At 48.9% G+C, this 13,308-nt stretch carries 10 protein-coding genes and 2 tRNA genes; 4 read left to right on the top strand and 8 right to left on the bottom strand.

Features of this window, described 5'->3' with window-relative positions:
- Positions 1–36: 36 nt before the first annotated feature.
- Complete coding sequence (locus ACJMM9_RS03020; protein ID WP_405323739.1) at positions 37–3,090, top strand: response regulator; 3,054 nt, start codon at positions 37–39, stop codon at positions 3,088–3,090.
- Between the two features lie 177 nt (positions 3,091–3,267).
- Here ACJMM9_RS03020 and ACJMM9_RS03015 read toward each other — a convergent pair whose 3' ends face one another.
- The 6 genes from ACJMM9_RS03015 to ACJMM9_RS02990 form a co-directional block, all read right to left on the bottom strand.
- On the bottom strand, positions 3,268–4,398 hold the full coding sequence (locus ACJMM9_RS03015) for an ABC transporter ATP-binding protein (protein WP_405323737.1): 1,131 nt from the start codon (positions 4,396–4,398) through the stop codon (positions 3,268–3,270).
- Between the two features lie 146 nt (positions 4,399–4,544).
- A complete protein-coding gene (locus ACJMM9_RS03010; protein WP_405323735.1) occupies positions 4,545–5,624 on the bottom strand; it encodes an ABC transporter permease in 1,080 nt (359 codons plus the stop codon).
- Between the two features lie 91 nt (positions 5,625–5,715).
- Positions 5,716–6,813: an exo-beta-N-acetylmuramidase NamZ domain-containing protein gene (locus tag ACJMM9_RS03005; RefSeq protein WP_405323733.1), complete on the bottom strand. Its 1,098-nt coding sequence runs from the start codon at positions 6,811–6,813 to the stop codon at positions 5,716–5,718.
- A 68-nt stretch (positions 6,814–6,881) separates the two neighbouring features.
- Complete coding sequence (locus ACJMM9_RS03000) at positions 6,882–7,802, bottom strand: sugar phosphate nucleotidyltransferase (protein WP_405323731.1); 921 nt, start codon at positions 7,800–7,802, stop codon at positions 6,882–6,884.
- A gap of 183 nt (positions 7,803–7,985) precedes the next feature.
- Positions 7,986–8,058: transfer RNA gene (locus ACJMM9_RS02995), tRNA-Lys, on the bottom strand.
- 153 nt (positions 8,059–8,211) lie between these two features.
- Positions 8,212–8,284 (bottom strand) — tRNA-Lys (locus ACJMM9_RS02990).
- Between the two features lie 150 nt (positions 8,285–8,434).
- On the opposite strand from ACJMM9_RS02990, the gene ACJMM9_RS02985 reads away from it, so the two are divergent.
- A complete protein-coding gene (locus ACJMM9_RS02985) occupies positions 8,435–10,432 on the top strand; it encodes a hypothetical protein (RefSeq protein ID WP_405323729.1) in 1,998 nt (665 codons plus the stop codon).
- A 19-nt stretch (positions 10,433–10,451) separates the two neighbouring features.
- Positions 10,452–11,363, top strand: a complete 912-nt coding sequence (locus ACJMM9_RS02980) for a tyrosine recombinase (RefSeq protein ID WP_405323727.1) — start codon at positions 10,452–10,454, stop codon at positions 11,361–11,363.
- A 36-nt stretch (positions 11,364–11,399) separates the two neighbouring features.
- On the opposite strand, the gene ACJMM9_RS02975 is transcribed toward ACJMM9_RS02980, so the two are convergent.
- Together ACJMM9_RS02975 and ACJMM9_RS02970 are read right to left on the bottom strand one after the other, a co-directional pair.
- On the bottom strand, positions 11,400–12,476 hold the full coding sequence (locus ACJMM9_RS02975; RefSeq protein WP_405323725.1) for a TIGR04133 family radical SAM/SPASM protein: 1,077 nt from the start codon (positions 12,474–12,476) through the stop codon (positions 11,400–11,402).
- 5 nt (positions 12,477–12,481) lie between these two features.
- A complete protein-coding gene (locus tag ACJMM9_RS02970; RefSeq protein ID WP_173355156.1) occupies positions 12,482–12,940 on the bottom strand; it encodes a hypothetical protein in 459 nt (152 codons plus the stop codon).
- A 264-nt stretch (positions 12,941–13,204) separates the two neighbouring features.
- Between ACJMM9_RS02970 and ACJMM9_RS02965 the strand changes: the two genes are divergently transcribed.
- A partial coding sequence (locus tag ACJMM9_RS02965; protein WP_405323828.1) for an isocitrate/isopropylmalate family dehydrogenase occupies positions 13,205–13,308 on the top strand: 104 nt, incomplete at its 3' end.

The raw sequence follows: 13,308 nt of genomic DNA, 5'->3' as shown, positions 1-13,308 counted from the left end.
AATTTGGTAATAATAACCTTTTAAAAGGAAGGAAAAATGGTGTGGAGTAAACGCAGCGAAGCAAAAGAAACCGCCTTTGGCAACATCGCCCTAGTGTTTATCTTAATCGCAGGTTTTATAGCTTTAGGCTATATTGCGGTTCGAAATATCAGTTCGATGTTCATGGAAGAACTCGCAAGCCGCCGAGAACAATTCGTCGAATCAAAACTTACAGACTATGTAAACAGTCTAAACTTTGCGGTAAATCACCTAACTCCAGAAGACTTATCCAGCGAATCCAACTTTCAGTCCTATCAGTACCGTTTAAAGCATGTGTACGGGCTTGAACGATTCGCTTTTGTGGATTCCAAAGGCATTATCTACACGTCCAACGGAACGCGCGACGACATCGACCTATACGATTTCGACTACAAAACGCTTTCCAAGCCGGAAATATCGCTCAAGAAAATCGAGGGCGAACACAAAACCATCATCGTCGCGATCCCCATCAACAAGCTCCACTACAATGGACACACTCTTGTTGTTTCCTTTATGGAAATCAACATTAGCCGCTTGCTCGAAGGAGTCTCGCTCCAGCTCGACACCAACGCAGCCGTCTCCTGCAACATATATACAAAAGATGGTAAATCGCTCTTGAGCATGGTGCTCGGAGGTTTTGCTAGCGACGAGAACCTTTTCACCGCTATGGAAATGGCAAATTTCGATGAAGGATTCTCAACCGAAACTATTCGTTCCGATTTTTCAGTACACAAAGAAGGTTCCGCGACATTCACACTCAACGGGATACGCGAAACAGTCCACTACGTCCCCGTTAAATCAACCGACTGGATGCTCACCTACCTCGTCCGAGACAATGTTTTTTCAGAACAGTTTGCAGCTTTTTCCGAAGGCATCGTCGAAAGGAACCTCATCATAGCGGTCATCGTCCTTTTCGTCCTTGTCATATTGTTCATTTTAGCGATCCTTCAAACACGCCGAAACGCAAAACTTAAATTAGAGCAGGAAATTGTCGATGCGGAAAACCGTGTCAAGCAGAAAAAACTTGAAGAACAGCTCAAGCTCCAGGAAAAGCTCGTAGAACAGGAACGCCAGAGAAGCGAGCAAAGCTACATGATCAACGCTCTTTCTGAAGAATACAAGAGCGTGTTCTATGTAGATCTGGAAACAGACACATCCATTTGCTACCGCAAAGTCACCGACGAAGATATCCCATTTGACATTGGCGAAAAGATCCCTTACTGGAAAATATTCTCCACATATGCCAAGATGTTCATTTTGCCGGAATATCAGGAAAAATTCCTTGAATTTATCAAGCCGGAACATATTCGTGAAGCGCTTAAAAAAGAACCGCTAATTTCATCACGCTACAGATCCATACACAACGGCAAAGAAACCTATGAAATGATCCGCATGGCAACCGCCAAAACAAACGAAGATGGATCCATCCGCATTGTAGGCGTCGGGTTCTCGAACATTGACGAAGAAATGCGTGAATCGCTCGCCAAAAACCAGACTCTTATCGACGCCCTGAAAGTCGCCGAAGAAGCCAACAAGGCAAAGACCGTGTTCCTCTCGAACATGAGCCATGAAATCCGCACTCCGATGAACGCCATTATCGGTCTCGACAGCCTTGCGCTCCACGAACCAGGAGTATCCCCAAAGCTGAAGGAATACCTCGAAAAGATTGGTTCCTCGGCCGAGCACCTGTTGAGCCTCATCAACGAGATCTTGGACATGAGCCGAATTGAAAGCGGTCGCATGACCATCCACAACGAAGAATTCTCGACTGCAAAGATGCTTGAACAAGTGAATACCATTTTCAATGGCCAGTGCAGCGAAAGAGGATTAAATTACGTCTGCAACGTTTCGGACAACTTAGATGACTACTACATTGGCGACGATATGAAGATCCGCCAGGTGCTCATCAACATTCTCGGAAACGCCGTCAAGTTCACTCCGCAAGGCGGGACTGTTACTTTCAGCATCAAGAAAGCAACAACATTCGACAAGAAATCGACGCTCGTCTTTAAAGTTAGCGATACCGGCATCGGCATGAGCAAGGAATATTTACCGAAGCTTTTCGAACCGTTCAGCCAAGAAGATCCCACTACGACCATCAAGTATGGCAGTAGCGGCCTTGGACTTGCCATTACCAAGGGTATTGTCGACATGATGAACGGCAAGATCGAAGTCGAAAGTGAAAAGGGCAAGGGAACGACATTTACCATTACGCTAACACTTTTGAACTCCGAGCGTTCCGACAGCGATTCCAGCGACATTCAAATTCAGACAAGCGAAATGAGCGTTCTCGTGGTAGACGACGATGAAGTCGCCATGAACCATGCCAAGCTCGTTCTTGAAAAGTCTGGTATTTCGACAGAAGTCGCCAATTCTGGAAAAGAAGCCGTCGAAATGGTGAAGCTCCGCCACGCCAGATGCAATCCATACAGCCTCATTGTTCTGGACTGGCAAATGCATGAAATGGACGGCGTGGAAACAGCAAGGCAAATTCGTGCCGTCACCGGCGACGACACGGCCATCATCGTGCTCACCGCCTACAACTGGGACGACGTCCTGGATGAAGCGCTTGCCGCCGGTGTGGACTGCTTTATCGCAAAGCCGATTTTCACGAAGAACATCTTGGACGAACTCAAAAACATCCTCAAGAGAAAGCGTCAGCATATTGCGCCTACAAAGAGGAAGGCAGAACTTTCCGGCCGTCAGCTGCTCCTTGCGGAAGACATGGAAGTGAATGCCCAAATCATGATTGAGATTTTGAAGATGCGAAACATCCAGACGGATCACGCCGAAAACGGAAAGATCGCGCTCGAGATGTTCGAGAAGTCTCCAGTCGGGTACTACGACGCCATTCTCATGGACATGCGTATGCCTGAAATGGACGGCTTGGAAGCGACGGCAGCGATCCGCAAGCTCGACCGCCCCGATGCCAAGGTCATCCCGATTATCGCACTCACGGCAAATGCCTTCGACGAAGACGTACAACGCAGCTTGCAAGCAGGCCTGAACGCCCACTTGAGCAAGCCGGTGCAACCCGACGTGCTGTTCGAAACACTAGAAGGAATGCTATAGACGAGAATTACAAGGATCGCAAAAGCCACGAGAGTCGTGCGCAATTCAAATTGCGCCGACGCGCAGGCAAAACAAGACGTGCCGATTCTCGAGCAACCCAAGATGCGACACGCGCAGGCGATCCAAAACTCGCTGATTCTCCGTCACCTTGAAACCCGCTAGGGTTGAAAGGTCCAGTTATTTCTCGTAATTAAAGCAATAAGCAAAGTGATTCGCTTCTGCCACTTTCGGCGGGAGCGTTTCTGTTTTACATTCATCAGCACAATGCGAGCAGCGGTCGGCAAAGCGACAACCTTTGGCAAAGTCTTTCGGATGCGGCACGGAACCTGGAATAGACGCTAGAGTGCGCAAGTCGCTATGGCTTTCGGGAATCGCCGCCAAAAGTCCTTGCGTGTACGGATGCATCGGATGATTGATGACTTCACGGACAGGGCCTTCTTCGACAATGCGGCCTGCGTACATCACGGCAACGCGATGGGCATACTGCGAAACGATACCCATGTTGTGCGTAATCAGCAAAACAGCGGTTCCCGTTTTTTCTGCCATCTCCTTAAGCACGGCGAGAACTTGAGCCTGAACAGTTACGTCCAAAGCTGTTGTCGGTTCATCGGCGATAATCAATTTGGGCTTAGAGAGAAGCGCCATCACAATGCACACGCGCTGCAACATACCACCCGAGAGTTCATGCGGGTAAGAATTCAGAACGCGATCGGGATCGGTAAAGCCAGCCAAGCGAAGCTGTTCTCGGATGAGGTCGAGGGGATCGTTTTGCGCCCCCCGAGATGGCGCGGAATCTTGTTTAGACTGCGCATTTTTGGACTGCGCGCTTTTCGAGACTGCGCCGAACTTGAAAACTTCAAGAAGTTGCTTTTTGATGGTGACGACGGGATTCAGCGCTTGCATCGGTTCCTGAAAAATGCAGGCAATATCGGAACCGCGGACGGATTGCAAGTCCTTGAGCGGGAGCTTCACGAGGTCGCGGGATCCAAACAAAATCTCGCCGTTCACAATCTTTGCGCTCGGCCACGGCAACAAGCGCAAAATGCTCATCGCGGTCACGCTCTTTCCGCAACCGGACTCGCCCACCAGCGCAAAGAATTCGCCAGGGAAAATGTCGAACGAGACGCGGTCCGTCACTTGCAACGGCTGCTTGCCGTCACGCGAGTTACCATTCTTGTCAAACCCGAACGCCACCGAGACTTCTTTAACGCTTAGAACTGCTTTGCTCATATTTGAAATGACTTGGTCGCGACTCTCGCTTTCTGCATTTATTCCTAATTCCGAATTCCGAACTCCGAATTTAGACATACCTATCTCCCGACTTCGGGTCGGTTGACGACTCCGCAATTGACTTAAAAAAGCTATCAGAACATCTGGAGTCAATTGCTCCGCGCTCCCACGGCTCGTTAATACGAGCCGTTCCCGCTTGGCATGGACCACTCAGTCGTATCGCATTAAACATATCTATCTCCCGACTTCGGGTCCATAGCATCACGAACGCCTTCACCGACGAAAGTCGTGAGCAAAAGCGTCACAAAGAGTGCCGCGACAGTGCTCACGGAAATCCATGGAGCGTAGAGGTTGTTGAGTCCCTGGCTCATGAGTTCACCCCAACTTGGCGTCGGCGGCTGAAGTCCAAAGCCCAAAAAGTCGAGCGACGTGAGGCTTCCGATTCCACCGATAAGTGTGAACGGGAAAAGCGTCACCACAGGCGTCATCGCATTCGGCAAGATTTCCTTGAAAAAGATATGGCGATGCCCAAGCCCAAGCACCTTCGCAGACATCACGTACGTCATGCTGCGGAGCTTCAGGAATTCCGCACGCATGTAATAGCTGAGCGAAAGCCAGTTAAACGCCGCCATAATCAAAATCAAAAGCCAGAAACTGCGGCCGTAAATACTGCCGATGAGAATCACCACATAAAGCATCGGGAGCGATGACCAGATTTCAATCATACGCTGCATGCCCGTATCCCAGAACTTTCCGAGATAGCCCTGGATACCGCCAATCACAATGCCAAGGAACGTTCCAAGCACGGTCAAGAGCAAGCTAAAGCTGATGCAAATGCGGAACCCGTGGATCAAGCGCGAAAGGACATCTCGCCCATTGCTATCCGTTCCGAGCCAGTGCTTTGCGCTCGGCGCAAATGGAGGGGTTCCCTCCTCGCTCAGATCCGCTTTCAGCGGATCGTGCGGCACTAGCGGCATGAGCGTCCACATCTCGGGGCAGCCTCCAGCTCGCGGGAACCCGTCCTCTTCATCCTGCTTGCATTCGGCGACATCCGCAAAAAGCTTTGCGTAATCCTGTTCCGTCTTGTATTCGCCGCCAAAGTCCGCTTCGCTGTAACGCGCAAACGCCGGGAAATAACTCTTGCCGTTATAACGCAAATAGAACGGTTCATCGTTTACCGTCCACGGACTCGTGAGCGATAGCAAGTAAGCCACCACCAAAATCACAAGCGACCAAAAGGCGCGCTTGTTCTTGCGGAAGCGCTTCAGGCGGTTCAAAGTTTCTGTCGAAAGTCTAAGTTTCATTTATACAAGTGTTCTGCAATAGGGTTCCGTGTATGGCGACCCCGGAATAAATCCGGGGTGACAGCGTCCGGCGCATTCTCACATTTAAGCTTTAAATACTCGACTCGATAAATTCCTTGCGGAACGTCCCGTTACCAAGCAAAATATCAATCGGCAGCTTGTGGAACTCATACTCGTACGGAGGCTGCTTCCACGCAAAGTCCTTCGGGTACTCGTTGAAAATGTACTGCAACAGCTTCACCGCCATTTCAAAACTGCGGAACGAATTACGGTCGGTCACGTGAATCTGCGCACCGCCACAGATCTGCCCTGCGCCCTTGTGGAACGTCGGCTGGAAATAGTTTTCGCGGAAATACACGCCCGGGAGCTTGAGTCCATTCATATATTTGCAAAGCTTCACGGCATCGATAAACGGAGCACCAAAAATTTCGAACGGGCGCGTCGTGCCGCGGCCTTCGCTCACATTCGTTGCTTCAAACAAACACATACCCGGATACACGATTGCGGTATCGAGAGTCGGCATATTCGGACTCGGCAAAATCCACGGGAGTCCCGTTTCGTCAAACCACATGCGCTTATCGTAACCGTCCATATGCATCACGTAAAGTTCGCACTTCGGGAAACGTTCTGCCTTGAACTGTTCGGCAAGTTCGCCAATCGTCTTTGCATGGCGAGTGCGGATGCTATGAAGCCCCACAAAGCTCGTGTAATTGAGGTCGAGCACCGGGCCTTCTTCGTCCACGCAGTTGATCGGATTCGGTCGATCCACCACAACCACCGGGATTCCCGCCTTTTCGCAGGCCTTCATGCAGAGGAAGAGCGTCCAGATGAACGTGTAGTAACGCGCGCCCACATCTTGCAAATCGACAAGCATCACATCCACATGCGAAAGCATTTCCGCGGTCGGTTCGCGATGTTCACCATACAAACTGTAAACAGGAATTCCAAGCTCTGGGTCGATATAGCCTTCCCATTCAATCATGTTGTCTTGCGTGTGCCCCTTGATGCCATGCTGCGGGCCAAACAAAGCCGAAAGCTTAAAGAGCTTGCCGTCCAAATCCTTGAGCAAGTCAAGCGTATAACTCAAATCGGCACAGACCGAAGCCGGATGGAGAACCGCACCCAGACGCTTGCCACGAAGCGCTGCCGGGAAACTTTTTTCAAAATGAGAAAGAGCTAACGTAACCATATTTTAAAAGTAGAAAAAGCCCCAAAAGGGGCTTATAAACATAGACTCATATTGCGTCTATTTCGATTTTATTCGTGAACCACAACTCGTTCAAGTTTCTTGTCCAGAACCTTCACGCTGTCCCAGAGAATCGCGTTGCAGACTTCAGAATTTTCAATCACGCAGCCATCTCCAACCGACACGTTAGGACCGACCTTGGAATTCTTGACGACCACGTTCTTGCCAAAGTGGCAGGGCATGATGATTTCAGACCCTTCAAACTTCGGAGCCACCTTTTCATTGCGTTCAAGGACATGTGCATTCGTTTCAAGCAGCGTCTCGACAAGGCCGCAATCCAGCCACTTTTCGACCGGAGCCGTGCGGAACTTGCAGCCCCCCTGGATCATACGTTCAAGAGCATCCGTCAACTGGAATTCGCCCTTCGTACGGATGTCGTTCTGCATGAGGTAGTTCAAGGCATCCTTTAAAGCCTTGACGTCCTTGATGTAATAGATTCCAACAATAGCCTCGTCCGAGACGAACTCCTGCGGCTTTTCCACAAGGCGTTCAATACGGCCATCCTGATCCGTCACGGCCACGCCAAAACGTTTCGGGTCAGCAACCTTGAACGTATAGAGAATATTCTCTGTAGCCTTGTCCAGAATAGACAAGTCAGCCTCAAACAGCGTATCGCCAAGGATAATCAAGAGCGGTTCGTCATCATTCACATACGGGAGAGCAAGGCTAATTGCCTCACCTAGCCCCTGCGGATTCGACTGGAGCACTGTACGTACGGCTCCCCATTCCGGTCTCAGCTTCAAAAAGTCATCAACAACGGAAGCCTTATACCCCGTTATGAAAATCGTCTCGGAAGGCTTCAAAAAAAGAGCACCTTCAACAATCCAATCTATGATTGTCTTACCAGCAACAGGAAGTAAGCATTTCGGCACATTTTCCGTATACGGACGCAGGCGGATACCATTGCCAGCAACGGGAAGAACAATTTTCATTCAAAAACCCTTTTTATGTAGTGTATTCAAACACCCTTACTTAAGGTTAAATATAAAAAAAAAGTATTAAAATAATCCAGTTTCTAATACAAAAACAACCCCTAAGTCTTTTTCCATACACATCATGTGAAAAAAATTACAACAACATATAAAAAAGACTCCACCTTTTCAGATGGAGTCTAGTGGATGATGCAGGGGTCGAACCTGCGACCCGCTGATTAAGAGTCAGCTGCTCTACCAACTGAGCTAATCATCCAAAATTCTTAGGTCGCCTTTTGGCTATGTCTTTGCAAAAAATCAAAAGTCGCAGTTTCAAAGTTCGTTAGATTCCACTTTCGCTTTCAAAAACGCTTAGCTTTGTCTGACGCTTTTGTATTTGCAGCACCTAGCCTTGCGGTTTAGTGCTTAGTGGATGATGCAGGGGTCGAACCTGCGACCCGCTGATTAAGAGTCAGCTGCTCTACCAACTGAGCTAATCATCCATAGTCGCTTAGGACGCGCTCAATGTTAGAAATATTAAAAGCGATTGGCAAGGGGATAGAGCGAATTTTTTTCAAAAAAATTGACATGCTTGGCTTTTCTATTTAAATTTTCGTCAATAAATTTCTTTATCCTGATCATTGGGGAGAATCATGAAGAAAGCTATTTCAGATATTTTGTTCGTTGCATTTATGGCTGTGACTGTTCTAGTCGCCTGTAGCGATGATTCCGACGACGAGACACTCCCAAGGGAGATCATCACGAAAGTAAATTCGATCTATGAACTTGGAAAATGCGGCGACGAAAACGAAGGCGATACCGTTTACGCCCAAAAAGAAGACGCCGATTACTACTGCCACAACGAAAACTGGATTCTCGTCTCAACGAACGAATCTTCAAGCTCTGCCAAATCATCCAGCAGCAAGGTCAGTTCCTCGTCCAAAGTCAAGGACGATCTGAAGTCCTTCACGGATCTTTGTAAGGCATCCGGTGGTACCGCAAAAGACGGGGCTTGCGTCTGTAACAAGGAACTCTGCGACGTCGGTGCCGTCTGTAACACAATCACGGGTGTCTGCGGAAACCGTAGCAAGCCCTCCGATATATCTTCTGATTCCAAAAAAAGTTCTTCCTCTGTAGCTTCTTCAAACTCTAAATCAAGTTCCTCCTCTGCAACACCGACTTTCGCCGACTTGTGCAAGGCTTCCGGCGGCACAACGAAAGATGGAGCCTGCGTTTGCAAGGGAGATGTATGTGATGAAGGTGCCGTCTGCAACACGGTCACGGGCGCTTGCGGAAACCAGCCCAAGCTCAGCTCATCTTCTGCGGCATCCACCCCCACTTTCGCAGACTTGTGCAAGGCTTCTGGCGGTACCGCGAAAGACGGAGCCTGCGTTTGCAAGACAACAGCTTGTGACGAAGGCGTTCTCTGCAACACCAAGAGCAAGGAATGCGCCAACAAGGATGTGCTAGAAAAAGAATGCAGCGACAGCTATACAAACACTTGCTCCAACAGCCCCGCAAACATCGGCATCGTAAAGGAATGCGTAAAGGGCGTTATCGTAAACCGCTCATGCGGCCTGGTCTCCTGTAACGAAAAGGGAACGGACTGCGGCGAATGCCTCGACGATGTCCAGACCTGTTCCGAAGACAAGAAATTCCATGCTACTGTTACCCGTTGCGAAAAGGGCAAGAAAGTTTCCGAAAGCTGCGGTGATTTCTCTTGCGACCCGCGCGACAACGGTTGCGGCGAATGCACGAACTACGAACACACATGCACCAACGATGAAGCCGGAAAGGGAACCGTCTACGAGTGCATCGCCGGCGAAGCCAAGAAAGCCGTTTCCATATGCGGCAACAAGTCGTGCCGTACCGACAAGGCCATCTGCGGCGAATGTCTTAACGGCGAACTGAGGTGCGACAATGACATCAACAACAACGCTGTCATGTACAGGTGCGTCGACGGACAATGGGAACGGCTCCATAACAAGTTCGACCCGTTTGACAAGGAGTATTACAAGTGCCCCGTCGCTTGTAGAGAAGGCTACCCTATAGATAAGATGGAAGCTGAATGCGACATAAACCAATGTTCTGATTGTGATCCCTGCTGGGGTGAGCCAATGGGCGGCGCGCCTTCCAATCCAAACCCCTGCTACGACGAGGAACGTTGCAAGAAAATCCTTGCCGAAGAAGACCCCGACTATCCGCCGTTCAGAAGTTTCGAGACGAAACAGAAATGGAAGGAACTGATTCCTAGTAAAAAGATGGCCGCAAAAACCGTTCACGGGTACAACTGGAATAATCACAAACCAGTCTCCTCTCCTGATGAACGCGTGGAAGATTTCGAATTCGACCTTACAAACGAGACGAGACACGTAACATGCAATATCCAGGGTACCTACTTCGGAGTTTGCCACAATTCCCTCCAAACCTGCATCAACACAAGTTATCACACTGGCGGATACATGGTGGTCTGCGCTAACGGGGAACTTGTTGACGAAGAGAAGGAAGGTGACGGAATTGCTTGCCATTGCGAAGATCTTGGCAATAAAAATGCATACGGATGTTGCTACACCAGAAGTGCCTGCTTCAAGTCGACCAACTGGGCTACAGACCGCTGCGCTAAGCCCTCAAAAAAAGACGAAGAAGATTAAATTTACATAGCGTGCTAAAATGAGCCTCAACTCCAACCGTCTAGACGCTTTTCTTTCGCATCTCGGGGTAGAACGCAATCTATCCCCGGTGACGATACAAAGCTACCAAGAAGACTTGCGTCATTTTGTCGCATGGCTAGACCGTAATGGGATTGATCTTAAGGATTTAAAGCCCGAAAAGCTCGACGAGTTTTTAACGTTCAGCGCTGGGCAAGCGGAATACTCCCCCACTTCCGTCGCAAGGCATTTCTCAAGCCTGCGCGGGTTTCTCAAGTACATGCAAAAACAGGGCGAATACGACTACAGCACGGAATCGATGCTTTCGACACCAAAGCTCGGGCATTACCTGCCGCAGTACCTGACCCGCGAAGAAATCGACAGCGTATTTGAAAGTGCGGCGAACGGCAAGAACCCGCTCCGCGATACAGCCTTGATAGAACTCATGTACAGCGGCGGATTGCGAATTTCGGAAGCACTCGGCATCAAGCTTTCGCAGATCGACCTTGAAAACGAATGGCTTATGCCCATCGGCAAGGGCAACAAGCAGCGCCTCGTACCGCTTGGGACCAAGGCTAAGGAAAATCTCCGCGCATGGATCGAAGAGGGCCGCCCCCTCACCCACCCTTCTACAGACAACATCATCCTCAACGCGCACGGAAAACCGATGACCCGCATGGGGGCCTGGAAAATCGTACAACAACATACGATGCACTTGAACAAGCAAGTGTCCCCTCACACATTCCGCCACAGCTTTGCCACGCACTGCCTAGAAGCAGGAATGGACTTGCGCGTTTTGCAGGAATTGCTCGGACACGCCGACATAGGCACCACGCAAATCTACACGCACATCGACAAAGAATTCATCAAGGTCGAACACCGCAGTTTCCACCCGCGAGAACTAGCGCAGCACTCCAAAAACAACCAAAGTTAACAGAAAAGCCTTAAAGATAAAATCCAGGACAAAAGATCAGACGCCCGCAGCTTCGAGCCGTTTCACATGGCAATAGGCTAATTCTTTAGTCTTTTCATCACGTAAATGCAGGCTGGAGCCTTCGCAATAGCGCCAATACTTGCAATCCTCACACTCGCCAGTTTTAGCCCAGCTGCGGTCCCGCATGACCTGATAGCGATTCTGCCATACATCCCAAAAATCATCTTTATAGATATTCCCCTGGATGTAATCGCCCCGCAAGCTCGGACATGCCGAAATGCTCCCATCACATAGCACAGAAGCAATATTCACGCCAGCCCAGCAAAAGAACGGATAATCGCGAACAACATGCTCGTAACTTCCGAGAAATCCTTCGCAGTCGTAGTTCACATTCATGAGCTTTTTCGATTTCGCTTCACGGATAAATTCAAACACCTGCCTAAACTCATCATTCGAGAGCATGAATAGCGGATTATCCTTGGCTCGGCCTTTGGGGAACACGTTTGAAACACGCCAGCGTTTGACGCCCAGATTTAACAACAAATTAAAAATACTGGGCAGTTCTTTTAGATTTTTACGATTCACGCAAGTCATGACATCAAACGTAATGCCGTCGGTATGCGCGGCCATGTTTATCGCCCGCACAGCGCGTTCAAAGCTATGCGGATTTCCACGAAACAGATTGTGATTATCTTCAAGACCGTCAAGACTGATCGTAAGCGATTTCAGCCCTGCATTCAAAAGTCTTGTATAGCGCTCGGGAGTTAGCCCAAGTCCGTTAGTCACCATCCCCCACGGGTAACCACGCATCTTGATTTCTCGGCCACATTCTTCTAGGTCAGTTCGCATCAAAGGTTCACCGCCCGTAATCACGACAGCAAAATCAGCAGGGTCAATATGTGGAGCTAGACTATCCAGGACCCGAAAGAAATCTTCACGGGGCATATCAGGGATTGCCTCAGAAACGCAATCGCTACCGCAGTGCAGACAATGTAAATTGCACCGCAGTGTACATTCCCAGAAAAAATACGAGAGCTTATGCGCCTTGATTTCGCTATGACGATAAAGGCGGTGCGCCTCAAGCGCAAGTTTCTTTTTTAGGCCAAGATGCACAATTTTTATTCGCGATCCAAGTTTGGTGCAACCGTCATCGTTTCGTAAAGGGCCCTAAATTCCGATTCATTATAGACCATGCCGTCATCGCAATTGTAGGTTTTATTCTTGATGATAACAACACCATATTTGGCGCACAACCCTGTTTCAGAACATGAACTATTCTTTTCCGTTTCACTAACAGACTCAACACAGGTTACACCGTCAGAACACGTTAAGACAGAATCACCTTCTGTCCTTGTGCAGATAGCTTGCATCAATATTCCATATAGAGGAGCGGCCTCGGAAAGCCCATCACTACTCGAACTTTCAGAGACAGAAGAACTAGAAACAGGCACATCGGTCAATGAACTCGAACTGGAATCAGGGGCATCATTGGATTTCGTCGGGGAAGAATTATTATCACAGGCATTCCAGAAGAACGCCGTCAGAGCAAGCAAAAGCTTTTTCCAGTGATTATACATTATAAGCCCTCCAAAAGTTACTGACCATACCCTCTTAATATATGTAATTCAGCCGGTTTCTACAATCCCCCAGGCAAATGGATTCAAAGCTTTTTACCGATTTTAAGGCCTGAAAAAACAAACTTTTTCATTTGGCGTATAATATAGGCCAAATAATTATCATAAAGCCGGAATCAAATAAACAACTTTTCTAGCCACAAAGCTCTAAGTTCTACGTTCTAAATTGCTATCTTTATCTCGTTCAAATTTAAACAAGGATTAACAATGAGCAAGAATTACAAGATTGCAGTGCTTCCGGGCGACGGTATCGGCCCCGAAGTCATGAAAGAAGCTGTCCGCGTGCTGAACGTGGTTTCCAAGAAGTTCGG

This window comes from Fibrobacter sp., from assembly GCF_045112255.1.
Classification (GTDB): Bacteria; Fibrobacterota; Fibrobacteria; order Fibrobacterales; family Fibrobacteraceae; genus Fibrobacter.
Note: the sequence above shows the minus strand (reverse complement) of the source record. Positions and strands in the feature narration are given on the sequence as shown.